Here is a 26,803-nt window from a genome sequence, read left to right as displayed (position 1 = left end):
GCTCACCTCTGCCCGCCCGGCCCGCTCTCCGGCGGTCACTCCCCGAGGCCCGCCGTGAGCAGCTCCACGAACCCGACGTCCTCGCGCGCGACGCCGAACACCTCGGCGCGGCGCAGGGTGCGCTCGGCCCAGGCGCGGTGGGGCTTCACCTCGTTCATCTTGTTCGTGTACGCGGAGCGCAGTACCCCGCCGCCGTCGCGCTCGGGCCGCAGGATGTCCCGGGCGTCGCTGAACTCCTCGTGGCTGACGACCGAGAGCGCGTGCACGGGCGGCACGTGGGAGGGGTGGATGCAGGTCTTGCCCTGGAGGCCGTTGGCCCGGTCCAGGGCGATCTCGCGCAGCAGCCCGTCGAGGTCGTGCTCGATGAGGTTCGTCCGCAGCTCCTCCGCGCGGCCCTCCAGGAACGGGCTGCGGCGCAGCTGCGGTTTGAACATGCGCTCCTGGAGCCGGAAGTACTCCCAGACCGGGCCGGTGATCGTGAAGCCGGACCCGTCGGCGCGCCCCAGCACGTTGACGACGTCCGCGATGACGGCGGCCACGATCCGTACGTCGTACGCGGTCATGTCGGGCGAGCGGCGCAGGCCGTACGCCGAGCAGAAGTCGGTGACGCCGAGGCGCAGCGCGAGCACCCGGTCGCGGTATTTGTCGACGACGCAGGCGATGCCGGTGAGTGTGCGGGTCCTGGTCTCCAGGTGGAGCAGCTCGGGCGATTCGAGCACCGGCATGGCGTACAGCGTGCGCCCGCAGGCGCTCTCGGCCTCCGCGAGGGCCTCCAGGAAGGGGGTGCCGCGCTCCTCGGTGAACTTGGGGAGTACGAATCCGGACAGCAGCCGCACGGTGGGCCCGAGCCTGCGCACCAGATCGGGTATCTGTTCGGGCTCGCGGACGCGGATGAAGAGCAGCGGGGTCTGGACGCCGCGCCCGTCGAGGTCGGCGAACTGCCGCACGAGATTGGTCTCGGCGGCCTCCACCTCGGAGTCGTGGATGGAGTCCTCCAGGCAGAGGACCATGGAGACGACACCGCGCTCGGTCTGCTTCAGCACGTCGTCAGCGAGCCGGGGCCGGGTGGCGGGGCTGTAGAGCGTCGCACCGAGGGCGGCGGAGAGCAGCGGTGCGGGAGAGTCGGCGGTGAACTCGCACGGCTCCTGATGGAACAGGCCCTCTCGGACAGTGGGCGGGATATGCCCGAAATGACGCATTTCAATCCCCCGTGCTGCCTCGATGGCCCATCGGTCAGGTGGCCGGTAATAGTACGTACGAGCGGGTGTCAAGAGTTCCCCGGGTTGGTGAATTCCCGGTAACTCGTCCACATCCCGCCCCTGCGGCAGCCACGGCCACGGGCCTGACCCACGCCCTCCCGGGGGACCCACGTTGTCCGCGCGGGGTCCGGGAAGGCAGGATGATTCGTATGACGCACGCGATGCTCAAGGGCTCGAACGTCCCGCTCGACGCCATGGCCGTACGTGCCGTGCTGCACTGGACCCCCGGCCCGGGGGTGCCCGACGTGGACGCGTCCGCCCTGCTGCTCGGAGCCGGGGGCCGGGTGCGTTCCGACGAGGACTTCGTCTTCTACAACCAGCCGCGCCATCCGTCGGGACTGGTCAGGCGGCTGCCGAAGAAGCAGGTCGGCGAGGCGCTGACGGACACCGTCGAGGCCGATCTCACCGGGCTGGACCCGTCGGTCGACCAGGTGGTGCTCGCGGCCTCGTCGGACGGAGCGAGCTTCCAGCACGTGGACGACCTGCGGATACTGCTGTACGACGCGGGCTCGGCCGAGGGCGAGCCGCTGGCCGTCTTCGATGTGCGGCCGGAGACCGGCGAGGAGACCGCGATCATCTGCGGCGAGCTGTACCGGCGCGGGGACAGCTGGAAGTTCCGGGCCGTCGGGCAGGGCTATCCGACCGGCCTTGTCGGGCTGGCCACGGCGTTCGGCATCTCGGTGGACGACTCGGAGGGGTCGGGAAGGCCGGCGGAGAGCGACGACGACGCCGACTTCTCGGCCGACGCCCCCACCAGCCTCATCCCGCTCCCCGACGCCGCCGCGGTCGCGCCGCCCCCGCCGGACCTGCCGCCCGCGCTGCCCGCGGCGGGACCCGGGTACGGCTACCCGCAGCCCGCCCTGCCGGCGGCCCCGCCGCCGTACGGCTATCCGCAGCCGGTGTCGGCGCCGCGGCCCGCGTACGGCTATCCGCAGCCCGCGGTAGCCGCCGCGCCCGCCCCCGATCCCAACTTCCGGCTGCCCCCGATGGGGCCGCAGTTCCTGCGGCAGTGACCGGGCGGCGGTCCTCGCTCAGGTCTTCGTCTTGAAACCGCGCCCCCACTGGAGGCCCCACCCGTACAGCCGGTCCAGCTCGCCCTGGAAGCCGTAGACGTACCTCACCTCGCGGCGCACGACCAGCTCGCCCTTGACGTTGTCCACCGAGAACACCGCGCAGGAGCGGGCCTGCGGCTCGTGCTCGTCGAGGTCGATCTCTATCCGCGGGCCGCTGCTCGGATACATCGTGATGTGCGCGTGCGTCCGGTCGAACGCGGGCGTCTGGTCGTAGATGTAGACGAAGAACAGCAGCCGCTTGATGTTCTCCCGCTGGTCGAGGTTGACGTAGATCGTCTCCCCCGAGCCCGCGCCGAACCGGTCGTCACCGCTGGCCTTGATGTACGGCGGCCCGTTGAGGTCGCCGAGGAAGTTGCCGAGCGGCTGCACCACGCCCTTGCTGCCGTCGGTCAGCTCGTACATGCAGCCCAGGTCGAGGTCCACGTTGACGACGCCCTGGGTGTGCGCCTGGACGACCTCCGGCTTGAACAGCTTGAGCGGATTGCTCAGCAGCCGGCCGCTCTGCCGCGACCGCTGCCCGATGTCCGACGTACGCATCTGCCACGAGAGGTTGACCCGCAGATTGCCGGTCGCCGCGCCCTGCTTGGTCAGCGAGATCGTCGGATGCCGCTTGGTCAGCTCAATGGAGTTGGACGCCGCGTTGCCCGAATCGAATTGCGATGCCTTTTGCCCTGGCCACAGGTTGTCCCAGAAGGCCATGCCCCCACCCCTTCGCTGTCGTCAACTCGCCCTGCCCGGCACACAGCCACGGGGCGGACGCGGGCTCTCGCCTCGCTGCCCGCCCCGTGGAGAGCGTTCCCCGGATCCCCGGCGGATCACACCCCGGTGGACCGGCTCATATGAGGGCTCACCGGCGCATGATCTCAGACGTGGAGCGCCGCCTTGTCCCCGTCCGCATCCTTGTCCCCGCCCTCGGCCTCCAGCGCCTTGTTGCGGCGCACGGAGGACCAGAAGGAGGCGGCGATGAGAACGACGCCGACCAGACCCGTGACGATCTCGTTGATGGAGTGCTCGATGGTGATGAGCAGGATCGCGGCCAGCGCGCCGATCGCGTAGTGCGCGCCGTGCTCCAGGTAGACGTAGTCGTCCAGGGTGCCCTCGCGGACCAGATAGACCGTCAGCGAACGGACGTACATCGCGCCGATGCCGAGGCCGAGCGCCATCCAGAAGATGTGGTTCGTGATGGCGAAGGCGCCGATCACGCCGTCGAAGGAGAAGGACGCGTCGAGGACTTCGAGGTACAGGAAGAGGAAGAACGCGGCCTTGCCCGCCATTCCGACCGCCGTGACCTTCTTGCCCTCGGCCCTGGCCTTCTCCTCCTCCTCGTGCTCCCGCTCCTCGTCCTCCTCCAGCTTGTCCTCGAAGTAGCCGGAGAGACCGCCCACCACGAGGTACGTGATCAGACCGGCGATGCCGGCGAGCAGTACGGTGGCCGACTTGTCCTGGTATCCGGTACTGGTGTGCGCGTCGGTCGCGAAGGTCATCGCCGCGACGAGGAGAACGATCAGCGCGACGCAGACCGACAGCATGTCGACCTTGCCGAGCTTGGCCAGCGGGCGTTCCAGCCAGCCCAGCCACTTGATGTCCCGGTCCTCGAAGATGAAGTCCAGGAAGATCATCAGCAGGAACATGCCACCGAAGGCGGCGATCGCCGGATGCGCGTCGGTGACGAGGTCCTCGTACCGCTCCGGATTCTGCACCGCCAGTTCGACGGCTTCGATGGGCCCGACCTTGGCGCTGATGGCCACGATGACGACGGGGAACACCAGTCGCATGCCGAAGACGGCGATGAGGACACCGACCGTGAGGAAGATCTTCTGCCAGAAGGCATTCATCTTCTTCAGGATCCCGGCGTTGACGACCGCGTTGTCGAACGACAGCGAGATCTCCAGGACCGACAGGATCAGCACGATCCCGAACGCCTGCCACCCCCACTGCCAGGCGGCGAAGGCAAGGCCGAGCGCCGTGATGGCGAACGACCAGCCGAAGGTTTTCAGGATCACTGGCTACCCCATTTTGCGATTAACGGGATTTCCCCCGTGCAGAGCACTGCTTTACGAAACGTTGACCCCGAAGTCTAGGGCGATGCCCCGCAGTCCCGACGCGTACCCCTGCCCAACCGCACGGAACTTCCACTCGCCCCCGTAGCGGTACAGCTCGCCGAAGATCATCGCGGTTTCGGTGGAGGCGTCCTCGCTCAGGTCGTACCGCGCGAGTTCCTGTCCGTCCGCCTGGTTGACCACGCGGATGAAAGCATTGGCGACCTGCCCGAATGTCTGGCCCCGGTTGTCGGCGTCATGGATCGAGACCGGGAAAACGATCTTGTCGCAGTGGGCCGGGACCTTGGAGAGATCGACGATGATCGACTCGTCGTCGCCCTCGCCCTCACCGGTCAGATTGTCACCGGTGTGTTCGACGGAACCGTCCGGGCTGGTCAGATTGTTGTAGAAGACGAACCATTCGTCTCCCATCACGCGGCCGTTCTGGCAGAGCAGCGCGCTGGCGTCGAGGTCGAAGTCGGCTCCGGTGGTGGAGCGCGCGTCCCAGCCGAGCCCGACCAGCACCTGGGTGAGGTTCGGCGCGGCCTTGGAGAGGGAGACATTGCCTCCCTTGGCGAGTGTGACGCCCATGATGGTGAGTCCTCCCCGAGGTGATGTGGTGGTGTGCGTACGGTCAAGACGCGCCTGACGTCCTGCCCGTTCCCAGACTGATCATGCGGTCCGTTCGTGCGTTCCGTCCCGGACCGGGATCCGTGTGGTGCGCGTGGTGCGCGTGCGGTACGAAATGTGTTCGGCGCCGCACTCACGGTGCGGCGCCGAACACATGGCGGAAGACGAGTGCCCCGGACCGCCCGGGGCCTCCCGTTCGGCGGCTCAGACGTTGACGCCGAAGTCCTGGGCGATGCCGCGCAGGCCCGAGGCGTATCCCTGGCCGATCGCGCGGAACTTCCACTCCGCCCCGTTGCGGTACAGCTCGCCGAAGACCATCGCGGTCTCCGTCGAGGCGTCCTCCGTGAGGTCGTAGCGCGCCAGCTCGTTGTTGTCGGCCTGGTTGACGACGCGGATGTAGGCGTTGCGCACCTGGCCGAAGGACTGCTGCCGGCTCTCCGCCTCGTAGATGGAGACGGGGAAGACGATCTTGTCGACATCGGCGGGGACCGTGGCCAGATTGACCTTGATCGCCTCGTCGTCGCCTTCGCCCTCACCCGTGAGGTTGTCACCGGTGTGCTCGACGGAACCGTCGGGGCTCTTGAGGTTGTTGAAGAAGACGAAGTTTCCGTCGGCGGTGACCTTGCCCTCGGTGTTCGTCAGCAGGGCGCTGGCGTCGAGGTCGAAGTCGCTGCCGGTGGTCGTGCGGGCGTCCCAGCCCAGACCCACGGTGACCGCGGTCAGGTTGGGCGCGGCCTTGGTCAGCGAGACGTTTCCGCCCTTGCTGAGACTGACTCCCACGAGTCCTCCTAATGGTTTCCCGGGGCCGGCGAGCGAGCCGGGCGTCCCTTGGTGCGTTGGCACTCGATCAACGTCTGGATCCTAGTGACCGGTTCCCCGATACGACACGATTTCGACGGCCGGACGGGGCGGGAACCCGCGAGGGCGGCCTCCGGGGCTCAGAGCGCGGCCAGCGCCTTGAGGTACTCGTCCGGGTCCCGGGCGTCCGGCAGGTCGTTGACGACGGTCCAGCGCACCGTCCCCGTCCTGTCGATGAGGAACGTCCCGCGCACCGCGCACCCCTTCTCCTCGTCGAAGACGCCGTAGGCGCGCGAGACCTCGCCGTGCGGCCAGAAGTCCGACAGCAGCGGGTACTCCAGCCCCTCCTGCTCGCCGAAGACGCGCAGGGTGTGGATGGAGTCGTTGGAGACGGCGAGCAGCTGGGTGTCGTCGTTGACGAACGAGGACAGCCGGTCGCGCAGGGCGCTCAGCTCACCGGTGCAGACGCCGGTGAAGGCGAAGGGGTAGAAGACCAGCAGGACGTTTCTGGCCTCGCCGGGCGTGCGCAGGCCGGACAGGCGGACGGTCCGTCCGTGGTTGTCCTTGAGGGTGAAGTCGGGGGCGGGGGCGCCGGCCTCGATCGCCATGCGTGCACGTCCTTCTCGGTGCGGGCTCGACTGTCGCCGTCCACCCTAACGACCTGGTGCTCGACGGCCTGGAGCCCGCTCACAGTCGTGCACCAGGCCGTCGAGCACGGGGCCCCCACCGACGGAGATCGGCGGGGGCCCTCAAGGCTGCGTGCTGGGCCGTGGGCCCCGGGCTGCTGCGTCTTGCGCGCTCGTAGCGGCGCTCGGAGTCAGCGCTTGGACTTCGCCGCCTTGGGCGTGACGAGCCGGCTGCCGGCCCAGTCCTTGGCGACGCTGACGCTCTTGGTCTGGGACAGACCCGCCGTCTGGGACGCCTCGTTGATGTCGCTCGGTTCGACGTAGCCGTCACGGCCCGTCTTCGGCGTCAGCAGCCAGATCACGCCGCCGTCCTCGATCAAACCGATGGCGTCCACCAGCGCGTCCGTAAGGTCGCCGTCCTCGTCACGGAACCAGAGCAGGACGGCGTCGGCCACGTCCTCGTAGTCCTCGTCGACGAGCTCCTGGCCGATGATGGCCTCGATGGACTCGCGGAGCTCCTGCTCGACGTCGTCGTCGTAGCCGATCTCCTGGACCACCTGTCCGGGTTCGAACCCAAGCCTCGCGGCAAGGTTGGTCCGTTCCTCCGCGTGGTCCGCGGTCGCGCTCACGGATTGCCTCCTGATCATGTTTCGGATAAATGCTTCGGCCGCGCGCGTACGCGGGGCATTGGCCGTAGTCCACACGGGCGGAGCGGATCGCGCAAGTACCCGGCTGCCGAGACCGCCGAAACAGTGACGATCCGGGCCCCTTCGTCGCATCTCCTGCCACTTCGACCCCACTCGCTGTGACGTAGGCCATACACTTCCTCCTTCTTTGCCATGTTATGCCGTTTCGGTACGTCAATCAGACCCGAACGACCGAACAGAACGCATGGACGGGTTGGGCGTAAGGTTGCGATTTGAACCGGCGCGGCCGATGGGCCGGGGGCGGGATCTTTCCGGGAATTGCCCGGCGAGCACGGGTTACCCCTCGGTAGAGATGACGTTTCTCGTCGTCGCGGTACACGATGGATGCGGCGTACGTGCCCCAGCTCCGCCCCCCCCGCCCCCGACCGAACAGTGAAGGAAAAGCGTGGCTTCCGGATCCGATCGCAACCCGATCATCATTGGCGGCCTTCCCAGCCAGGTCCCGGACTTCGATCCCGAGGAGACCCAGGAATGGCTCGACTCGCTCGACGCCGCGGTCGACGAGCGCGGCCGTGAGCGCGCCCGTTATCTGATGCTCCGGCTGATCGAGCGCGCACGCGAGAAGCGTGTCGCCGTCCCCGAGATGCGCAGTACGGACTACGTCAACACCATCGCCACCAAGGACGAGCCGTTCTTCCCCGGCAACGAGGAGATCGAGCGCAAGGTCCTCAACGCCACCCGGTGGAACGCCGCCGTGATGGTCTCGCGCGCGCAGCGTCCCGGGATCGGCGTCGGCGGCCACATCGCCACCTTCGCCTCCTCCGCCTCCCTCTACGACGTGGGCTTCAACCACTTCTTCCGGGGCAAGGACGGCGGCGACGGCGGCGACCAGATCTTCTTCCAGGGCCATGCCTCCCCCGGCATCTACGCCCGCGCCTTTCTGCTCGACCGGCTGAGCGAGACGCAGCTCGACGCGTTCCGCCAGGAGAAGTCGAAGGCCCCGTACGGACTGTCCAGCTATCCACATCCGCGGCTGATGCCGGACTTCTGGGAGTTCCCGACGGTCTCGATGGGCCTCGGCCCGCTGGGCGCCATCTACCAGGCGCGGATGAACCGCTACCTGACGGCGCGCGGCATCGCCGACACCTCCGCCTCGCACGTCTGGGCGTACCTCGGCGACGGCGAGATGGACGAGCCCGAGTCGCTGGGCCAGCTGTCCATCGCCGCCCGTGAGGGACTGGACAACCTGACCTTCGTGGTGAACTGCAACCTCCAGCGCCTCGACGGCCCGGTACGCGGCAACGGCAAGATCATCCAGGAGCTGGAGTCGCAGTTCCGGGGCGCCGGCTGGAACGTCATCAAGCTGGTCTGGGACCGCTCCTGGGACCCGCTGCTCGCACAGGACCGCGACGGTGTGCTGGTCAACCGGCTGAACACCACGCCGGACGGGCAGTTCCAGACGTACGCCACCGAGACCGGCGCGTATATCCGCGAGCACTTTTTCGGCGACGACCAGCGGCTGCGCGCCATGGTCGAGAACATGTCCGACGACCAGGTCCTGCACCTGGGCCGCGGCGGTCACGACCACAAGAAGGTCTACGCGGCATACGCGGCGGCCAAGGCGCACAAGGGCCAGCCGACCGTGATCCTGGCGCAGACGGTCAAGGGCTGGACCCTCGGGCCGAACTTCGAGGGCCGCAACGCGACCCACCAGATGAAGAAGCTGACGGTCGCCGACCTCAAGGGCTTCCGGGACCGGCTGCACCTGCCGATCTCCGACCGGGAGCTGGAGGACGGCGCGCCACCGTACTACCACCCCGGCAAGGACTCGGAAGAGATCCAGTACATGCACGACCGGCGCAAGTCGCTGGGCGGGTACGTACCGACCCGGGTGGTGCGGGCGAAGCCGCTGACGCTCCCCGAGGACAAGACGTACGCGGCGGTGCGGAAGGGATCGGGGCAGCAGTCGATCGCCACCACGATGGCGTTCGTCCGGCTGCTCAAGGACCTGATGCGGGACAAGGAGATCGGCAGGCGGTTCGTGCTGATCGCCCCCGACGAGTACCGCACCTTCGGGATGGACTCGTTCTTCCCGAGCGCCAAGATCTACAACCCGCTGGGCCAGCAGTACGAGTCCGTCGACCGCGAGCTGCTGCTCGCGTACAAGGAGTCCCCGACCGGGCAGATGCTGCACGACGGCATCTCCGAGGCCGGCTGCACGGCGTCGCTGATCGCGGCGGGCTCCTCGTACGCCACGCACGGCGAGCCGCTGATCCCGGTGTACGTCTTCTACTCGATGTTCGGTTTCCAGCGGACCGGCGACCAGTTCTGGCAGATGGCCGACCAGCTCGCGCGCGGCTTCGTCCTCGGCGCGACCGCCGGGCGTACGACGCTGACCGGCGAGGGGCTCCAGCACGCGGACGGCCACTCCCAGCTGCTGGCCTCGACCAACCCGGCGTGTGTGGCGTACGACCCCGCCTACGGCTTCGAGATCGCGCACATCGTCAAGGACGGTCTGCGCCGGATGTACGGGCCCGACAGCGAGGACGTCTTCTACTACCTGACGGTCTACAACGAGCCGATCCAGCACCCGGCGGAGCCCGCCGACGTCGATGTGGACGGCATCGTCAAGGGCATCCACCTCTTCCGGCGCGGCGAGGCCGGCTCGATCCCGGCGCAGATCATGGCGTCCGGCGTGGCCGTGCCGTGGGCGGTCGAGGCGCAGCGGATCCTCGCCGAGGAGTGGAACGTCAGGGCGGACGTCTGGTCGGCGACGTCCTGGAACGAGCTGCGCCGTGAGGCCGTGGACGTGGAGCGGCACAACCTGCTGCACCCGGAGGAGGAGCAGCGTGTGCCGTACGTGACACGCAAACTCTCCGGTGCGGAGGGGCCGTTCGTGGCGGTCTCCGACTGGATGCGTTCCGTTCCCGACCAGATCTCGCGCTGGGTCCCGGGGCGGTACCAGTCGCTGGGCGCGGACGGTTTCGGTTTCGCCGACACCCGGGGCGCGGCCCGCAGGTACTTCCACATCGACGCGCAGTCGATCGTGCTCGGAGTGCTGACGGAGCTGGCCGGGGAGGGCAGGGTCGACCGCTCGGCGCTGAAGCAGGCGGTGGACCGCTACCAGCTGCTCGACGCGTCGGCGGCGCACCCGGGCGCGGCCGGCGGCGACGCCTGAGCGCAGGGTCCTCCACCAGGCGTGACAGCGCCGGACGAGTGAGGTGCGGGGGCGGCGGGCTCGTGGAGCCGGCCGCCCCCGCTTCTCGTCGTTCACCTCTCCCAGATCTTGAAGGCCCGTACGCGGTACGGGGAGCGCGGCGTCCAGGTGCCCCCGCCCGGGTACGTCTCGAACTGCCCGGTGCTCCCGCACTCGGCGGACTGGTACGTGGTCACGGGCCGCCCGGTGCGGTTGGCCAGGGAGTGGACGCTGACGCCCGCCGGGAGCGGTACGCAGCTGTCGATATCGGTGTCGGACAGCTCGTAGGTGCGGCGTACGCCCCTGAACTCCTCCTGCTCCCACAGGCACAGCTCCCCGGCCGCGCAATCCCCCCGCCGGGGAGGCGCGGCCTGGGCGGCGGCCACGGCGACGGGCTGCGGCAACAGCGCGGTGAGGGCGAGCGCCCCGGCGGCGACGGCCTTCGCCGTACCCGATGAGGTGAGCGTGGACGTGAGCCCGGACATGAACGTGGTGCTGCGCATTTCGGATCAACCCCCGTGTCGTACGAAATTCGGTCATCCCCACCCTGACCTGCGAAGCCGCACCGGCGGAAGGGGCCGGCGCCGCCCTCCACCCTGATAGGCGACCGGCCCGCCGGAACCTTTCGGCGGCCCTCGGAGCGGTCTGTGGTTGACGTCGGGTCACCCCTTGATTGACGTCGGACGGGCACCCTTCGAGCGGTCCCGTCCGAATGGACGCCGCGATCCGTCAGCGGAGTGACAGAAACCGCCACCGCCGCCGTCCCCGTCACCACGGAGACCTGTTACCGAGAGTTACCGCTACGGCTCGGGGGCGGGCTCTGCCGAGACCCGGCGGAACACGGGACGGACCGACCGCCCAGGCACTCCGGAAGCACAAGACCCACAGGTTGACCAGGACCCGTTCGGATGAAATTCCGTAAGCCGTACGAACGCCCCCGTACCGCCCGCCCCTGCCCCGCCCCTGCCCCGCCCGAAGACCGTATCCGCCCGTCGGCGCCCCTCTCCGACACGCCGGAGTGTGCAGCGGAGCTTCACGGCGGGTTAGGTTACCGGCGGTTTAATCCCGCCTGACGGGTGATCTCCCTCACCCTCGTCGCGGAGGCCCCGGGAAGCCCTCTACGCTGGTGAGCAGTGAATTCCTTCGAGTCATCCCCCACTCTCAACGCCTGGCGCGCCGTCCTCGCCCTCGCCGTGGTGTTCGTGATGCTGACGACGACCGGCTGGACCGCCGTGGCGAACCACCGCGGCGCGCGCGAGCCGCTGAAAGTCGCGCTCAGCGCGTGGGAGAAGGGCCGGATAGGCACACGCCACCTGCCGTCCCCCACCGCGCCGCCGAAGCTGTTGGCCGCGTTCTTCGCCTCGCTCGACGCCGCGCAGCAGGCCAGGCTGGCCGCGAAGTATCCGCTCGTGGTCGGCAATCTCAACGGCGCCCCGGTCACCCTGCGCTACCAGGCGAACCGGCTGGCACTGATGCAGGCGCGGGAGGCCGACGAGGAGCGCGCGCACGACGGCAGGCTGTCGAGCGACGGCCGGCTGATGGCGAGCCGGCGCATGCAGCGCTACGAGTCGATGCTCGGCGGCGACCGGCAGATCCTCTCGTTCGACCCGTCGGGCAACGGCCGGATCGCCGAGGTGCTCGGCGATCTCGACCGCGCGAAGCGGGTCTCGGTCGTCGTGCCCGGTGTCGACACGAACATCCTGACCTTCGAGAAGTCCGACGGCTGGTACACGGCCCCGGCGGGCATGGCCGAGTCGCTGTACGCGGCCGAGCGCGCCGTCTCCCCCAGCACCCCCACGGCGGTCATCGCCTGGGCGGACTACACCTCGCCCGCCGGGCTCGGCATGGACGCGGCGATCGGCAAGCTCGCCGAGGACGGCGCCGTACGGCTCACCGCGCTCACCCGCGCGCTGCCGGGCACGTCGGAGGTCTCCCTCTTCTGCCACAGCTACGGCTCCGTGGTGTGCGGCGTCGCCGCGCACTCACTGCCCGCCAGAGTCACCGACGTGGCCGTCGCCGGCAGCCCCGGCATGCGGGTCGGCAACGCGGCGCAGCTGCGCACGGCCGCGCACGTCTGGGCCATGCGGGACGGTGACGACTGGATCCAGGACGTGCCGTATCTCGCGGTGGGCGGCCTCGGACACGGCGCCGACCCGGTGGCCAGAGGCTTCGGGGCCCGGGTCGTCTCGGCATACGGCGCGGTCGGGCACACCGGCTACTTCAAGCCGGGCACGGAGAGCCTCGACAACTTCGCGGACATCGGCGTCGCCTCGTACCGCGCCGTGAGCTGCGCCGATGGCGGCGCTGACTGCCGGAGCGGCATCACCGCCGCGGGCTGAACCGGCGGCCGATCGGTGCCCCATCGGCGGCCCACCGGCGGCCCCCCGCTCTGACGCGCGTAGAAATCCCCGCGCCGGGGCAGGGGACGCCACAGCGCGCGCCGCCTACGATGAAGCGCATGGGTGATGTGCTGACGGGGATCCATGCCACCTGGGAGTTCGAGAGCGACTCCGTGCTCATCCGCTTCGAACGGGGGATCAGAACACCGAAGCTGTTCCAGGCGCTGGGGGCACGGGGCGAACGCCGTATCCCCCACCAGGCGCTGGAGTCGGTGACGCTCACTCCCGGGAAACGCGGGACGGTGGTGCTGCACGCCGCGCCGAGAGCGGGCGCCGACCCGCTGGCGGAGGCCGCGGCGGGCCAGCTCAGGGAGAGCGTCGATCCGTACCGGCTGGTGCTGCCCGCGGAGCGCGAGTCCCTGGCCGCGTACTTCGCGGACGAGCTGCGCTCGGCGCTGTCCCGGGACCGCCTGCTGCGGCGCGAGGATCCCGCCGAGCGCTATCTCGTGGCCGCGCCCGAGCCTCCGCTGCACTTCAAGGCGTACGACGGCAAGGCGTCCTTCGACGGCGAGCGGGTGCTGTTCCGCTGGTTCTGGACCGGCGCGTCCTCCGCGAAGTGGAAGGCGGGCGACCAGAACATCCCGGTCGCGGACCTCCAGGGGGTCGAGTGGCGCTCACCCGACCTCTTCGACGGCTACCTGCGGCTGCTGCGACGCGACGGCGCGAGCGGTACGGACCGTACGGAATGTACGGACCGCACTCACGGCCAGGACGGGCGGCACGGTACGGACGGAGCCGCCCGCGCCGACCACGATCCGGCGGCCGTCGTCTTCGGGCTCGGCTACGGCCCGGTGCACGAGTCGCTGCCGTTCGCGGCGGCCGTCCTCGAAGCCGTCCAGGGCACGTCCGGCAGCCGCGCGGCCGTCCCGGTCCCGGCGCTCGCCGCCGCGCGCCGGGACCCGGCGGACGTCGCGGACTCGATCCGGCACCTCGGGGAGCTGCACGAGGCGGGGCTGGTGACGGACGAGGAGTTCACGGCGAAGAAGGCGGAGCTGCTGGAGGAGCTGTGACGGTGCCCGGCGCACGGCTCGGCGCACAGCACGGCGCACGCCTCCGCCCGTGACACCTTCCACCATGGCTGCCTCCGCCCGTGACCGCGTCCCCCCGTGACCGCCGCCGCCCGGTGCCGGGCCGCCCGCGTCATACCTGGGTATGACCCCACCCACCGGTCCCCGGTATGACGCTTCGGCGTCCGGCGCTGCCTAGGCTGGGCGGGTCATGACGCCTCCCTCCCCCGCCAGGCCGCCGGGCACGCTGCGCCTCCTCGCCGGTGCCCTGTGGACACCCTCCGACTCCACCGAGCCGCTCCTCGCGCACGCGCCCAGGCGGTGGCAGCGCCTCGCACCGTACGTCGTCACCCTCGGGTTCGCCGTCGTGCTGCTGCCGGTCACCGCCAGCGTGCTCAGCCAGGTCTACCGGCTCGGCGGCGGCTGGGCGGGGGCGCTCGCCATCACCCAGGCCGCGCCGCTGGTGCTCGCCGTGACCCGGCCGCTCCAGGCGTGGTGGATCATCTTCGCCTCCGATGTCATCGGGGGCGTCCTGCTCCAGAGCGCGGACACAATCGCGGGACGGCCCTGGCCGTGGACGCCGATGGTCATCGTCGGCTACCTGGTGCTGATGATCTGCCTGGGGCTGCGCGAATCGCGCCGTACCCTGCTCGCCGTCTGGCTCGCCACCGGCTTCGCCGGAGCCTTCTTCGAGATCATCGCGCAGCCCGGCGGCGGCGGCGCCGACGGCGGTACCCACATCCTGCTGACCGTCCTCAGCGGGGCCCTCCTCGTCGTCGTCGCCGCCCTGCGCGAGCGCGGCGACGCGCAGCGCAGGCTGGCCGAGCAGGAGACCATCAGCGAGGGTGAACGGGCCCGGCGGACGCTGCTGGAGGAGCGGACCCGGATCGCGCGGGAGCTGCACGACGTGGTGGCGCACCACATGTCGGTGATCACTGTGCAGGCGGACTCGGCGGCCTACCGGATCGACGGGCTGCCGGACGCCGCGCGCGAGGAGTTCGCCACGATCGCCGCGAGCGCGCGGGAGTCCCTGACGGAGATGCGGCGGCTGCTCGCCGTGCTCCGCAGCGACGGCGCCGACGGCGAGCGGACGCCGCAGCCCGGCCTCGGCCGGGTCCAGCAGCTGGTGGAGGCGACGCTACGGGCCGGAGTGCCGGCCGAGCTGTCGCTGCCCGCCGACCTGGGTCCCGTACCGCCCGCCGTGGATCTGTCCGCGTACCGCATCGTGCAGGAGGCGCTGGCCAATGTGGTGCGGCACGCGGCCGGTGCGCGGACCCGGGTGTCGGTGCTCGCGCACGACGGCTGGCTGACCGTGCTGGTCGTCAACGACGCCGCTGTCGGGCGCAGTTCGCTGCTGGAGACGTCCGGTACCGGACACGGGCTGGTGGGGATGCGCGAGCGCGTACGGTTGACGGGCGGCACGCTGGACACCGGGCCGCTGCCCGACGGGGGTTTCCGGGTCGCGGCACGCCTCCCGCTCACCGCTCCGAAGGACGCTCCTTGACCATCCGCGTGATCATCGTCGACGACCAGGCCATGGTGCGCGCGGGGTTCGCCGCCCTGCTCTCCGCGCAGGCCGACATCGATGTGGTCGGTGAGGCACCGGACGGACGCGCGGGGGTGGAGGTCAGCCGCTCGACGCTGCCCGATGTGGTCCTGATGGACGTCCGGATGCCGGAGATGGACGGACTGGCCGCCGCCCGGGCGCTGTTGAGCCCGCCGCCCGGGGTGATCCATCTGCCGAAGGTGCTGATGCTGACCACCTTCGACGTGGACGACTACGTGTACGAGGCGCTGCGCGCCGGCGCGTCCGGGTTTCTGCTCAAGGACGCTCCCCCGGCCGATCTGATCGCGGCGGTACGGATCGTCGCGGCCGGGGAGGCGCTGCTCGCGCCGTCCGTGACCCGGCGGCTGATCGCGGACTTCGCCCAGCAGCGCCCGGCCCCGCGCCGGGAGCGCTCGCAGCGGCTGCGCGGGCTGACGCCGCGCGAGACGGAGGTGCTGGAGCTGATCGCCCGGGGCCTGTCCAACCAGGAGATCGCGGACCGGCTGGTGGTCGCCGAGCAGACGGTGAAGACCCATATCGGCCGGGTGCTGTCCAAGCTCGGCCTGCGCGACCGGGCGCAGGTGGTGATCTTCGCGTACGAGTCGGGGCTGGTCACCCCCGGCGACGCGACCGCCTGACCCCGCGCCCGCCACCCGTACCCGCACCCGTCTCGTACTCGTCTCGTACCGGCACCGGTTCTCGCGGCGGATCCCGCACTCGTACGGGCCTCGCGGCGGATCCCGGCCCCCTACCGGTAATACCCCGGTATCACCGGGCAGTTGGCTTCTCGGGGTGACGCCCGGCCGCACACCCTCTCCTTACCTTCTTCCTCGCCACCCCATGGAACGAGCAGGAAGAGGGAGACGGGTATGCGCCGTTACGGAAGGACCCTGGCCGCCGCCGCGCTGACGGCGACCGTGGTCGCGGGAACGGCGGGCTGGGCGTCCGGCACCGCGCAGCGGGCGGTGACCGGGCCGCCGCCCGGCAGCGCGGCCTGGCGCGCCGACACCTCTCTCGGCCGGCCGCTGCCCGATCCGGCCACCGCGTCCCCCGGCCAGGTGGCCGCCTTCTTCCGGCAATTGACGGTGCGTCAGAAAGACTCCCTGGCAAGGCATCACCCGCTCGTCGTCGGCAATCTCGACGGCGCCCCGGTCACCCTCCGGTACGCGGCCAACGCGCGGGCGATCCGCGCCGAGCACAGCCCGCGCCACGAACGGCTCGCGGCTCCCGGCCGGCACATCCTCGCCTTCGATCCCCGGGGGCGCGGTCAAGTGGCCGAGGTGTACGGGGACTTGGAGACGGCCCGCCATGTGTCCGTCGTCGTGCCCGGCGCCGACATCGACGCGGCGACCTTCGACCGTGCGAAGGATCCGTACGGCACCCCCGCAGGCATGGCCGCGTCGCTGCGGGACGCGACCGGCGACCGTACCGCCGTGGTCGCCTGGACCGGCTACACGACCCCGGTCGGGGTGGGGCTCGACGCGGCCACCGGGGATCTCGCGGAGGCGGGGGCCGGGCGGCTGGTCCGCTTCACCCGGGGGCTCGCGGCGGTCGGCGCCCACGAGCCGGTGCTGTTCTGCCACAGCTACGGCTCGGTGGTGTGCGGGCTCGCGGCCCACCAGGTGAACGCCTCCGACATCGTGGTGTTCGGCTCCCCCGGAATGCGCGCCGGTGATGTGGCGGGGCTGCGGACCGGCGCCCGGGTCTGGGCGGCCAAGGACGAATCCGACTGGATCTCCAAGGTCCCGAACGTCGAGTTCGCCGGGCTCGGCCACGGCGCCGATCCGGCCGGTTCCGGTTTCGGCGCCCGCCGGGTGCCCGCCTCCCTGGCCCAGGGCCACACCGGCTACTTCGCGCCCGGCACCGACTCGCTGCGCGCCTTCGCCGCCATAGCCCAGGGCCGGGCCATGGGTCAGGCCATGGGTCAGGCCATGGACCAGGCCATGGACCAGGGCCGGGCCAAAGCTCAGGACCGCGCCACCGCCCGGAACCTGGCCACCGCTGAGGGCCGGACGGAAAGGACCGTCCGATGACGACGCTCGCCACGACCGTCGCGGCGATCGAGGCGCGGACCCCCGCCCACCGCGACCGCGCGATCGACGGTCTGCGCGCCCTCGCGCTGCTCGCCGTGCCCACCGGGCACTGGCTGCTCGGCGGCTTCACCCTCGACGCGGACGGCGCGCTGCGCAACGCGAGCCCGCTCTCCGCCTTCGGCGGCCTCGCGCCGGTCAGCTGGGTGCTCCAGATGCTGGGGATCTTCTTCCTGGTCGGCGGGTACGCGTCCGTGCTCTCGTACCGCCGCCGGAAGTCCACGACCGGCGCCTGGCTGCGGCAGCGGCTGGTGCGGCTGGGCAGGCCGGTGCTCGGGGTGACGGCGGTCTGGGCGGTGCTGCTCCCGGTGCTGTACGCGCTCGGCGTGCCCGGCACCACGCTGCGGACCGGCACGACGCTGGTGATCCAGCCGCTGTGGTTCGTCGGGGTGTACGTGGGGGTGACCGCGCTGACCCCGTACTGCGTGCGCGCCGCGCGGCGGATGGGGGTCTGGGCGGCGGCTCCGCTGCTGGGGAGCGTCGCGGTGGTGGACTTCCTGCGGTACGGGCCGTACGCGCAGGACGTACCGTCCTGGCTGAGCCTGGTGAACATCCTGCCGGGCTGGCTGTTCGCGTACCAGCTGGGCGTCGCCTGGGGCGAGGGGCGCGTCGGCCGGCGCGAGGCGCGCGCCCTGCTCGTCGGCGGCGCGCTGCTGTTCGCGGCGCTGCTGGCCGTCTTCCACTATCCGGCGTCGATGGTCGGGGTGCCCGGCGAGGTACGGACCAACTCCCATCCGCCGTCGCTGCTGGTCCTCGCCCTGGCCGCAGCGCAGAGCGGTGCGGCGATCCTGCTCCGCGACCGGATCGGGGCCCTGCTGCGGCGGCCCGCGCTGTGGGCTCCGGTGGTCGTCGTCAATCTGTCGGCGATGACGATCCTGTGCTGGCACCAGACGGCGATGCTGGCCGCCGCCGTGCCCGGGGCCGCGCTGGGCGGCGCGGTGACCGGGCTGACCACGGCGCCCGACTCGCCCGGCTGGATCGTGGCCCGGCTGACGTGGATGCCGCTCTTCGCCGCCCTGCTCGTCCTCATCGGGCGCCACGCCCGCGCCTTCGACGGCCCGTGGGCGGCGGGGACGCGTGCGGCGCGGGCCCGCCGCGCGGCGGCCGGGCTGCTGGCGGCGGGCTTCGCGGTGTACGCGCTGGGGGCCCTCTGACCCCCGGACGTGGTGCTGGGCGCGGGTGCTACGCGCGGCCGGCCGAGGTGAAGGTCATGTCGGCGTAGCGGTCGCCGGCGACCTTGGCGGCGATCGGCTCCAGGAGCCGCATCTCGCTCTCGGTCAGGATGAGGTGCGTCGCCCCCGCGTTCTCCTCGATCCGGCTCCGCCTGCGGGTGCCAGGGATCGGGACGACGGCCAGCCCGTGCAGCGGCGCCTGCTGCTGCACCCAGGCCAGCGCGACCTGGCCCGGGGTGGCGCCGCGCCCCTCGGCGATCTTCCGTACGGGTTCGAGCAGCGCGGCGTTGGCCGCCGCGTTGTCGCCGGTGAAGCGGGGCTGCTGACGGCGGAAGTCGTCGGCGGTCAGCTCCTGGTCGGCGTTGACGAACGCGCCCGTCAGAAAACCCCGGCCGAGCGGGGAGTACGGCACGAGCGCCACGCCCAGTTCGGCTGCGGCCGGGACCGCGTTCGCCTCGACGTCGCGGCTGAACAGCGACCACTCGGACTGGAGGGCGGTGATCGGGTGCACGGCGTGCGCGGCCCGCAGCTCGCCGCCGGTGACCTCGCTCAGGCCCAGGTACTTGACCTTGCCCTCGGCCACCAGCTCGGCCATGGCGCCGACCGTCTCCTCGATGGGGACGCGCACATCGCACCGGTGCATGTAGTAGAGGTCGATCTCGTCCACGCCGAGGCGCTGGAGGCTGCCCTCCACACAGGCGCGGAGATACGCGCGGTCGTTGCGGATGGTCCGCTTCGTGGGGTCGTCGGGGTCGGTGCCCAGGGCGAACTTCGTGGCGAGGACGATCTCGTCGCGGTGCGCCTTGGCGAAGGGCGCGAGGAACTTCTCGTTCTCCCCGTCGCCGTACACGTCCGCCGTGTCGTACAGGGTGACGCCCAGCTCCAGCGCGCGTTCCAGGGTGGCCCGCGCCTCGTCGGCGTCCGTCGGCCCGTACGCCCAGCTCATGCCCATGCAGCCGAGCCCCTGGGAGCCGACCTCTGGACCGCCGGCGCCGAGACGTACCTTCTCGATCCTGCTGTCACTCTTGTTGTCGCTCATCAGGGTTCAGACCCTCTCCGACGCCTTGTGGGCGTCCGCGTAAAAACTGATCTTGTAGTCGAGGACGGCGACCGTGTCCTGAAGCTCCGCGATCCGGTTCAGGACGTCGCGCCGGGTCCGCGCCAGCAGCTCCCGGCGCTCCTCGAACGTCTCGTCTCCTACCCGGATCAGCTCGGCGTAACGGACCATGTCCGCGACGGGCATTCCGGTCAGCCGCAGCTTGGTGACGAAGGAGAGCCAGTCCAGGTCCGCGTTGCGGAAGCGGCGCTGGCCGGTGTGGGACCTGTCGACGTGCGGCATCAGGCCGATGCGCTCGTACCAGCGCAGCGTGTGCGCGGTGAGGCCGGTGAGGGCGGCCACCTCGCTGATCGTGTACTGATCGTCACCGTCGGCGCGCGGATGCCTGTGCGGCGGCGAGGCGCAGGACTGCGCGCCGTCCATCAGTACGGGGCTGCTCTCGGTCAGCGTCATGTCTTCCACGCTAAATCCTTGGAGTGCACTCCAAGCAAGCCGAAAAGGGCACGAGTTTCGTGGCGTGGCCGGTTGGCGTGCTGCCCCATGAGCCTCGCACGTTCCGCCGTACCGGCCGACGCCGAAGAACTGGTCCGCCCGCACGCGTCGGTGGAGGCGAGGGCCTGTACGCGTCGCTGGGCTTCGTCCCCGCCCCCGACGCGATGCGGCTGAGGCTGTAGCCGAGGCTCTGGTTAGGCTCGTCGCCATGCAGAGCCTGACGATGATCGAGAACTGGCCCGTACCCACCGCCGCCGCCGCCGCCGTGCGGGCGGACGGCACCGTCGTCGGATCGTACGGCCCGGCATCGCGACGGTTCCCGCTCGCCTCCGTGACCAAGCCGCTGGCCGCGTACGCGGTGCTGGTGGCGTACGAGGAGGGCGCCGTCGAGCTGGACGAGCCGGCCGGGCCCGAGGGGGCCACCGTCCGGCATCTGCTCGCGCACACCAGCGGGCTGGCCTTCGACGAGCACCGCACCGTCGGCGCTCCCGGCACCCGCAGGCTCTACTCGAACGCCGGGTTCGAGGTGCTCGGCGCGCATGTCGCCGAGGTGACCGGGATCCCGTTCGCCGACTATCTGCGCGAGGCGGTGCTCGAACCGCTGGGCATGGCCGCGACCTCCCTGGCCACGGACGGCTCGCCCGCCAAGGACGGCGTCTCGACCGTGGACGACCTGATCCGGTTCGCCGCCGAACTCCAGGCGCCCCGGCTGCTGGACGCGCGGACGGTGCTGGAGGCCATGACCGTCGTCCACCCCGGGCTCGCCGGGGTGCTGCCGGGCTACGGGCACCAGAAGAACAACGACTGGGGGCTGGGGTTCGAGATCCGGGACGCCAAGTCCCCGCACTGGACGGGCGTTTCGTCCTCGCCGCACACGTTCGGGCACTTCGGCCAGTCCGGCACGTTCCTGTGGGTCGACCCGGACGCGGGCGCGGCGTGCGTGGCGCTGGCCGACCGGCCCTTCGGGCCGTGGGCGGTCGAGGCGTGGCCGCCGTTCACGGACGCGGTGCTGGCGGAGCTGCGCGCGGGCTGACCCCCACCGGGCCCGTAACCGCCGCTCAGCCCGGCAGCTCCCAGAGCAGCACTTCGGCGCCCGCCGGGCCCGCGACCAGCTCCAGCCCCGCCCCGTCCGTGATCCGGGCCGAGTCCCCGGGGCCCAGGGGCTCTTCCGCGAGCCGTACGCCGCCGCGCACCACATGGACGTACACGCACGGCGCCTCGGGCACGGCGCGGCGTTCGCCCGCGCCCGGACGGCTCACGCGCAGCACCGCCCCGGCCCGCTCCACGGCGTACGGAACCGAGTCCTCGACGTCCCGCACGACCTCGTACGCGGGCTCGCCGCCCGGCTCCAGGGGCGCGAGCCACATCTGTACGAAGACCAGCGGGTCCGGGCCGTCGTTGCGCTCCACGTGCCGTACCCCGGAGGCCGATCCGAGCCGCTGGAGGTCGCCCGCGCGCACCACGGTGGCGTGTCCCGCCGAGTCGCGGTGGGTCAGCTCGCCCGTCACGACCCAGGTGACGATCTCGGTCTGGCTGTGCGGGTGTTCGTCGAAGCCGGCGCCGGGCGCGAGGCGCTCCTCGTTGCAGGCGAGGAGCGCGCCGAAGCGCAGGTTGTCCGGGTCGTAGAACCGCCCGAAGGAGAAGGCGTGCAGGGATTCGATGCCTGCCGCCGGGTCGCCCCCGGCGTACCGCTGGGCCGCGTGCCGTACGAGAATCACAGCCCCACCGTAGCCCCGGGCCCGCACCCTCCTGTCACGATGAGGCAGTCTTGTCCCGTGCCAGAAGCCTCGAACGAACCCCGTCCGCATCCGCATCCCGCGACACTGCGGCGGCTGGAGCGGTCCTCCGGCCGGCTCGCCGCGGACGCCATCGCCCGCATGGACGAGACGCTGCCGTGGTACCGCGCGATGCCGCCGGAGAACCGTTCGTGGATCGGGCTGGTCGCCCAGGCGGGGATCGCCGCGTTCACCGAGTGGTTCCGGCATCCGGAAGCCCCGCAGGCCATCTCGACCGATGTCTTCGGTACGGCGCCGCGCGAGCTGACGCGGGCGATCACTTTGCGCCAGACCGTGGAGATGGTGCGTACCTCGATCGAGGTAATGGAGAGCGCGGTCGGCGAGGTCGCCGCCCCGGGTGACGAGGCCGTGCTGCGCGAGGCGCTGCTGGTCTACGCGCGGGAGATCGCCTTCGCGACCGCCCAGGTGTACGCGCAGGCCGCCGAGGCGCGCGGCGCGTGGGACGCCCGGCTGGAGTCGCTGGTGGTCAACGCCGTGCTCTCCGGTGAGGCCGACGAGGGCACGATCTCGCGGGCGGCGGCGCTCGGCTGGAACTCCCCGGAACACGTCTGCGTACTGCTCGGCACCGCCCCCGACGGGGACAGCGAGCTGACGGTGGAGGCGATCCGCCGGGCCTCCAGGCACGCCAAGCTCCAGGTGCTCACGGGGGTGCTGGGCAACCGGCTCGTGGTGATCGCCGGCGGCAGCGACAACCCGCTCCAGGTCGCCAAGGCCCTGATCGGCCCCTATGCGGCGGGTCCCGTCGTGGCGGGCCCGGTCGTGCCCGATCTGCTGGCCGCCACCAAGTCGGCGCAGGCCGCAGCCGCCGGGCTGAAGGCGTGTTTCGCCTGGCAGGACGCCCCGCGGCCGGTCCTCTCGGACGATCTCCTGCCGGAGCGCGCGATCGCCTCCGACCCTGCCGCGCGCGAGCAGTTGGTGGAGGAGATCTACAGACCGCTGGAAGAGGCGGGGTCGGCGCTGCTGGAGACTCTGAGTGTCTATCTGGAGCAGGCGAGCAGTCTGGAGGGTGCCGCGCGGATGCTCTTCGTACATCCCAACACCGTGCGCTACCGGCTCCGACGTGTGACTGACGTCACCGGGTGGTCACCGTCCGACGTCAGGTCGGCGTTCACACTGAGGATCGCATTGATCCTGGGACGCTTGGCCGACGGCGATCCACGGTCCTAGACTTTTGTCGTACTCCAACAATTCCCCCAGCGGTTCTTCGTTCCCCTCCCCACGGGCGGCGAGGGCCGTCCACAAGAGAGAGTGTGAGGGTGCTCGTACTCGTCGCTCCCGGCCAAGGCGCTCAGACGCCCGGCTTCCTGACTCCCTGGCTCGATCTGCCCGGTGCCGAAGCCCGGCTGCGGGCGTGGTCGGCCGCGCTCGACCTCGACCTGGTCCACTACGGCACGGACGCCGACGCGGACGAGATCCGCGACACCGCGGTCGCCCAGCCGCTGCTGGTGGCCGCCGCGCTGCTGTCGGCGCGTCAGCTCTTCCCCACCACCGCGGACGTCGTGCGTGACGTCGGTGTCACGGCCGGCCACAGCGTCGGTGAGCTGGCCGCTACGGCGCTCGCCGGTGTGCTGGACGACGACGTCGCGATGCGGCTCGTACGGGTGCGCGGACTGGCGATGGCCGAGGCCGCCGCCGTCACGGAGACCGGTATGTCGGCGCTGCTCGGCGGCGACCCGGACACCACGCTCGCGCACCTCGACAAGCTCGGCCTGACGCCGGCGAACGTGAACGGCGCCGGCCAGATCGTCGCCGCGGGCACGCTCGAACAGCTCGCCGCGCTGGCCGAGGACAAGCCGGAGGGCGTACGGCGCGTGGTCGCGCTCAAGGTCGCCGGGGCGTTCCACACACACCACATGGCCTCCGCCGTCGAGCAGCTCGAAGCCGCCGCGGACTCCGTCTCCGCCGCCGATCCGCTCGTACCGTACGTCTCCAACAGCGACGGGCGGGCCGTCGCCACCGGGGCCGAGATCGTGACCCGGCTGGTCGGCCAGGTCGCCAACCCGGTGCGCTGGGACCTGTGCATGGAGACCTTCCAGGCACGGGGCGTGACCGCGGTGCTCGAACTGTCCCCCGGCGGCACCCTCACCGGCATCGCCAAGCGCGCGCTGCCGGGAGTGAAGACCCTCGCGCTGAAGACCCCCGACGACCTCGACGCCGCCCGCGCGCTGATCGCCGAACACTCCTCCACGGCTGAATAGGAGCCAGAGAGCAATGGCGAAGATCAAGCCCAGCAAGGGCGCTCCGTACGCGCGGATCATGGGTGTGGGCGGCTACCGCCCGACCCGGGTCGTGCCCAACGAGGTGATCCTGGAAACGATCGACTCGTCCGACGAGTGGATCCGCTCCCGCTCCGGTATCGCCAGCCGCCACTGGGCCTCCCCCGAGGAGACCGTCGCCGCGATGTCCGCCGAGGCGTCCGGCAAGGCGATCGCGGACGCGGGGATCACCCCCGAGCAGATCGGTGGCGTGATCGTCTCCACCGTCTCGCACTTCAAGCAGACTCCGGCCATCGCGACGGAGATCGCGGACAGGATCGGCGCGGGCAGGCCCGCCGCGTTCGACATCTCCGCGGCCTGCGCCGGCTTCGGCTACGGCCTGACCCTGGCCAAGGGCATGATCGTGGACGGCTCGGCCGAATACGTCCTGGTCATCGGCGTGGAGCGGCTCTCGGACCTGACCGACCCGGAGGACCGCGCGACGGCCTTCCTGTTCGGTGACGGCGCGGGCGCCGTGGTCGTCGGACCGGCGAAGGAGCCGATGATCGGCCCCACGGTCTGGGGCTCCGAGGGTGACAAGTCGGACACCATCAAGCAGACCGTGCCGTGGGACGACTACCGTGAGGGCAGGCCGGAGAAGTTTCCGGCCATCACCCAGGAAGGCCAGGCGGTCTTCCGCTGGGCCGTCTTCGAGATGGCGAAGGTCGCCCAGCAGGCGCTGGACGTCGCCGGAATCACCTCGGATGAACTGGACGTCTTCATCCCGCATCAGGCCAATATGCGGATCATCGACTCGATGGTGAAGACTCTGAAGCTGCCGGAGAGCGTCACGGTCGCGCGTGACGTGGAGACCACCGGCAACACCTCGGCCGCCTCGATCCCGCTCGCGATGGAGCGGCTCCTGGCGACCGGACAGGCGAAGAGCGGAGACACGGCGCTCATCATCGGCTTCGGGGCGGGTCTCGTCTACGCCGCGACGGTCGTTACCCTCCCCTAGGCACCGGATCATTCCGGAGCCCGCAACCGCTGTTCCCTATCACCCTCATATCCCTCCGCTTACTACAAAGGAGCGCCCCATGGCCTTCACCCAGGAACAGATCGTCGAGGGTCTCGGCGAGATCGTCAACGAGATCGCCGGCATCCCGGCGGAGGACGTCCAGCTGGACAAGTCCTTCACCGACGACCTGGACGTCGACTCGCTGTCCATGGTCGAGGTCGTCGTCGCCGCCGAAGAGCGCTTCGACGTCAAGATCCCGGACGACGACGTCAAGAACCTGAAGACGGTCGGCGACGCCGCCGACTACATCGCGAAGCACCAGTCCTGACCCGACAGTGCGGCTGACGCCACCCGGTGGTGGCGCCGTAAATTCAGCACCCTCTACACGTGGAGAAAGAATTCCAGTGAGCCCGACCAATCGCACCGTGGTCGTCACCGGTATCGGCGCAACCACACCGCTGGGTGGCGACAGTGCCTCGACCTGGGAAGGTCTCCTCGCGGGCCGCTCCGGGGTACGCCCCCTGGAGGGTGAGCGCTTCGCGAACCTCCCGGTCCGTATCGCCGCCACCGCGGCTGTCGACCCGGGCGACGTGCTGCCCCGTCCGCTCGCCCGCAAGCTGGACCGCTCGGCGCAGTTCGCGCTGATCGCGGCCCGGGAGGCATGGGCCGACGCGGGCTTCACCGCGCGCGCCGGGGAGGACACCTCGGTCGACGCGGACCGGCTCGGGACCGTGATCGCCTCCGGCATCGGCGGCGTGACGACCCTGCTCGACCAGTACGACGTGCTCAAGGAGCGCGGCGAGCGCCGGGTCTCCCCGCACACCGTGCCGATGCTGATGCCCAACAGCCCCTCCGCCAACGTCAGCCTGGAGGTGGGCGCCCGGGCGGGCGTGCACACCCCGGTCTCCGCCTGCGCTTCGGGCGCCGAGGCCGTCGGCTACGCCGTGGAGATGATCCGTACCGGCCGTGCCGACGTCGTCGTCGCCGGGGGTACGGAGGCGGCCATCCACCCGCTGCCCATGGCGGCGTTCGCCAACATGATGGCGATGTCCAAGAACAACGAACACCCCACCGAGGCCTCCCGCCCGTACGACAAGGGACGCGACGGCTTCGTCATGGGCGAGGGCTCGGGCGTCGTCGTCCTGGAGTCCGCCGAACACGCGGCCAAGCGGGGCGCGCGCGTCTACTGCGAGGTCCTGGGCCAGGGCCTGTCCTCGGACGCCCACCACATCGCCCAGCCCGAGCCCACCGGCCGCGGGATCGCGAAGGCGATGCAGAACCTGCTGGACTCGTCGGACCTCAAGCCCGCCGAGGTCGCGCACCTCAACGCCCACGCGACCTCCACGCCCCAGGGCGACGTCGCCGAGATCAAGGCGCTGCGCCGGGTCCTGGGCGACGACCTCGACCATGTCGCGATCTCGGCCACGAAGTCGATGACCGGCCACCTCCTGGGCGGCGCGGGCGGCATCGAGACGGTCGCGACGGCCCTCGCGCTGTACCACCGCGTGGCGCCCCCGACGATCAACATCGACGACCTCGACGAGGAGGTCGACGCGGACATCGTGCGCGGCGAGGCCCGCCCGCTCCCGAGCGGCACGATCGCGGCGATCAACAACTCGTTCGGCTTCGGCGGCCACAACGTGGTGCTGGCGCTGCGTACGGTGTGAGCACGCGACAGACCGTCGCCACGAAGGCGCCCGGCCGGGATCTTCCCCGGCCGGGCGCCTTTGCGTAACGCGCCGTGACGCCCGCGTACGTAGGGT

At 70.9% G+C, this 26,803-nt stretch carries 25 protein-coding genes; 14 read left to right on the top strand and 11 right to left on the bottom strand.

What is annotated here, in order from left to right; genetic code table 11:
* Window positions 1-35: 35 nt before the first annotated feature.
* The gene (locus OG627_RS24800; protein WP_329068618.1) at window positions 36-1,199 is read right to left on the bottom strand and encodes an HpcH/HpaI aldolase/citrate lyase family protein; all 1,164 of its coding nucleotides are present in this window, start codon (window positions 1,197-1,199) and stop codon (window positions 36-38) included.
* Window positions 1,200-1,408: 209 nt separating this feature from the next.
* On the opposite strand from OG627_RS24800, the gene OG627_RS24795 reads away from it, so the two are divergent.
* Complete coding sequence (locus OG627_RS24795) at window positions 1,409-2,272, top strand: TerD family protein (RefSeq protein WP_329068616.1); 864 nt, start codon at window positions 1,409-1,411, stop codon at window positions 2,270-2,272.
* Between the two features lie 18 nt (window positions 2,273-2,290).
* Here the strand turns inward: OG627_RS24795 and OG627_RS24790 are convergent, their stop codons facing one another.
* From OG627_RS24790 to OG627_RS24765, 6 genes are all read right to left on the bottom strand, one after another.
* A complete protein-coding gene (locus OG627_RS24790; RefSeq protein ID WP_329068614.1) occupies window positions 2,291-3,031 on the bottom strand; it encodes a TerD family protein in 741 nt (246 codons plus the stop codon).
* A gap of 164 nt (window positions 3,032-3,195) precedes the next feature.
* A complete protein-coding gene (locus OG627_RS24785) occupies window positions 3,196-4,335 on the bottom strand; it encodes a DUF475 domain-containing protein (protein ID WP_329068612.1) in 1,140 nt (379 codons plus the stop codon).
* A 51-nt stretch (window positions 4,336-4,386) separates the two neighbouring features.
* Window positions 4,387-4,962, bottom strand: coding sequence for a TerD family protein (locus OG627_RS24780; protein WP_329068610.1), 576 nt, complete (start codon window positions 4,960-4,962; stop codon window positions 4,387-4,389).
* Window positions 4,963-5,205: 243 nt separating this feature from the next.
* The gene (locus tag OG627_RS24775) at window positions 5,206-5,781 is read right to left on the bottom strand and encodes a TerD family protein (protein ID WP_329068609.1); all 576 of its coding nucleotides are present in this window, start codon (window positions 5,779-5,781) and stop codon (window positions 5,206-5,208) included.
* Window positions 5,782-5,939: 158 nt separating this feature from the next.
* A complete protein-coding gene (locus OG627_RS24770) occupies window positions 5,940-6,407 on the bottom strand; it encodes a peroxiredoxin (protein WP_329068606.1) in 468 nt (155 codons plus the stop codon).
* A 209-nt stretch (window positions 6,408-6,616) separates the two neighbouring features.
* Window positions 6,617-7,054 carry a DUF3052 domain-containing protein gene (locus OG627_RS24765; protein WP_329068604.1) on the bottom strand — a complete coding sequence of 146 codons (438 nt, stop codon included), beginning with the start codon at window positions 7,052-7,054 and terminating at the stop codon, window positions 6,617-6,619.
* 463 nt (window positions 7,055-7,517) lie between these two features.
* Here OG627_RS24765 and aceE point away from each other — a divergent pair, with 463 nt between their 5' ends.
* A complete protein-coding gene (aceE, locus tag OG627_RS24760; RefSeq protein WP_329068602.1) occupies window positions 7,518-10,250 on the top strand; it encodes a pyruvate dehydrogenase (acetyl-transferring), homodimeric type in 2,733 nt (910 codons plus the stop codon).
* A gap of 92 nt (window positions 10,251-10,342) precedes the next feature.
* On the opposite strand, the gene OG627_RS24755 is transcribed toward aceE, so the two are convergent.
* The gene (locus OG627_RS24755; protein ID WP_329072944.1) at window positions 10,343-10,753 is read right to left on the bottom strand and encodes a peptidase inhibitor family I36 protein; all 411 of its coding nucleotides are present in this window, start codon (window positions 10,751-10,753) and stop codon (window positions 10,343-10,345) included.
* A 648-nt stretch (window positions 10,754-11,401) separates the two neighbouring features.
* Between OG627_RS24755 and OG627_RS24750 the strand changes: the two genes are divergently transcribed.
* From OG627_RS24750 to OG627_RS24725, 6 genes are all read left to right on the top strand, one after another.
* Entirely contained in the window at window positions 11,402-12,607 is a 1,206-nt protein-coding gene (locus OG627_RS24750; RefSeq protein WP_329068600.1) for an alpha/beta hydrolase, read from the top strand.
* 119 nt (window positions 12,608-12,726) lie between these two features.
* On the top strand, window positions 12,727-13,677 hold the full coding sequence (locus OG627_RS24745) for a DUF4429 domain-containing protein (RefSeq protein ID WP_329068598.1): 951 nt from the start codon (window positions 12,727-12,729) through the stop codon (window positions 13,675-13,677).
* A gap of 208 nt (window positions 13,678-13,885) precedes the next feature.
* Entirely contained in the window at window positions 13,886-15,178 is a 1,293-nt protein-coding gene (locus OG627_RS24740; protein ID WP_329068596.1) for a sensor histidine kinase, read from the top strand.
* A complete protein-coding gene (locus tag OG627_RS24735; protein ID WP_329068594.1) occupies window positions 15,175-15,858 on the top strand; it encodes a response regulator transcription factor in 684 nt (227 codons plus the stop codon). The genes OG627_RS24740 and OG627_RS24735 overlap by 4 nt, the downstream gene beginning before the upstream one ends.
* 231 nt (window positions 15,859-16,089) lie before the next feature.
* Window positions 16,090-17,253 (top strand): alpha/beta hydrolase, encoded by a 1,164-nt coding sequence (locus tag OG627_RS24730; RefSeq protein WP_329068592.1) that lies wholly within the window; start codon window positions 16,090-16,092, stop codon window positions 17,251-17,253.
* The gene (locus OG627_RS24725) at window positions 17,250-18,464 is read left to right on the top strand and encodes an acyltransferase family protein (RefSeq protein ID WP_329068590.1); all 1,215 of its coding nucleotides are present in this window, start codon (window positions 17,250-17,252) and stop codon (window positions 18,462-18,464) included. Before OG627_RS24730 ends, OG627_RS24725 begins: the two co-directional genes overlap by 4 nt.
* Before the next feature lie 28 nt (window positions 18,465-18,492).
* On the opposite strand, the gene OG627_RS24720 is transcribed toward OG627_RS24725, so the two are convergent.
* The gene (locus OG627_RS24720) at window positions 18,493-19,521 is read right to left on the bottom strand and encodes an aldo/keto reductase (protein WP_329068588.1); all 1,029 of its coding nucleotides are present in this window, start codon (window positions 19,519-19,521) and stop codon (window positions 18,493-18,495) included.
* Window positions 19,522-19,527: 6 nt separating this feature from the next.
* Complete coding sequence (locus OG627_RS24715) at window positions 19,528-19,992, bottom strand: MerR family transcriptional regulator (protein ID WP_329068587.1); 465 nt, start codon at window positions 19,990-19,992, stop codon at window positions 19,528-19,530.
* A 247-nt stretch (window positions 19,993-20,239) separates the two neighbouring features.
* Between OG627_RS24715 and OG627_RS24710 the strand changes: the two genes are divergently transcribed.
* A complete protein-coding gene (locus OG627_RS24710; RefSeq protein WP_329068586.1) occupies window positions 20,240-21,064 on the top strand; it encodes a serine hydrolase domain-containing protein in 825 nt (274 codons plus the stop codon).
* Window positions 21,065-21,089: 25 nt separating this feature from the next.
* Here the strand turns inward: OG627_RS24710 and OG627_RS24705 are convergent, their stop codons facing one another.
* Entirely contained in the window at window positions 21,090-21,749 is a 660-nt protein-coding gene (locus OG627_RS24705) for a pirin family protein (RefSeq protein WP_329068584.1), read from the bottom strand.
* Window positions 21,750-21,788: 39 nt separating this feature from the next.
* On the opposite strand from OG627_RS24705, the gene OG627_RS24700 reads away from it, so the two are divergent.
* The 5 genes from OG627_RS24700 (at window position 21,789) to fabF (ending at window position 26,707) form a co-directional block, all read left to right on the top strand.
* Complete coding sequence (locus tag OG627_RS24700) at window positions 21,789-22,994, top strand: PucR family transcriptional regulator (protein WP_443073533.1); 1,206 nt, start codon at window positions 21,789-21,791, stop codon at window positions 22,992-22,994.
* Between the two features lie 89 nt (window positions 22,995-23,083).
* Window positions 23,084-24,025 carry an ACP S-malonyltransferase gene (locus tag OG627_RS24695; protein WP_329068580.1) on the top strand — a complete coding sequence of 314 codons (942 nt, stop codon included), beginning with the start codon at window positions 23,084-23,086 and terminating at the stop codon, window positions 24,023-24,025.
* Window positions 24,026-24,038: 13 nt separating this feature from the next.
* Complete coding sequence (locus OG627_RS24690; protein WP_329068578.1) at window positions 24,039-25,040, top strand: ketoacyl-ACP synthase III; 1,002 nt, start codon at window positions 24,039-24,041, stop codon at window positions 25,038-25,040.
* Window positions 25,041-25,119: 79 nt separating this feature from the next.
* Window positions 25,120-25,368 carry an acyl carrier protein gene (locus tag OG627_RS24685; protein ID WP_114622715.1) on the top strand — a complete coding sequence of 83 codons (249 nt, stop codon included), beginning with the start codon at window positions 25,120-25,122 and terminating at the stop codon, window positions 25,366-25,368.
* A gap of 76 nt (window positions 25,369-25,444) precedes the next feature.
* Entirely contained in the window at window positions 25,445-26,707 is a 1,263-nt protein-coding gene (gene fabF, locus OG627_RS24680; RefSeq protein WP_329068576.1) for a beta-ketoacyl-ACP synthase II, read from the top strand.
* Window positions 26,708-26,803 lie beyond the last annotated feature (96 nt).

The sequence above is a fragment of the Streptomyces sp. NBC_01429 genome (assembly GCF_036231945.1).
Lineage (GTDB): Bacteria > Actinomycetota > Actinomycetes > Streptomycetales > Streptomycetaceae > Streptomyces.
This window is presented reverse-complemented; position numbering and strand designations above follow the sequence as displayed.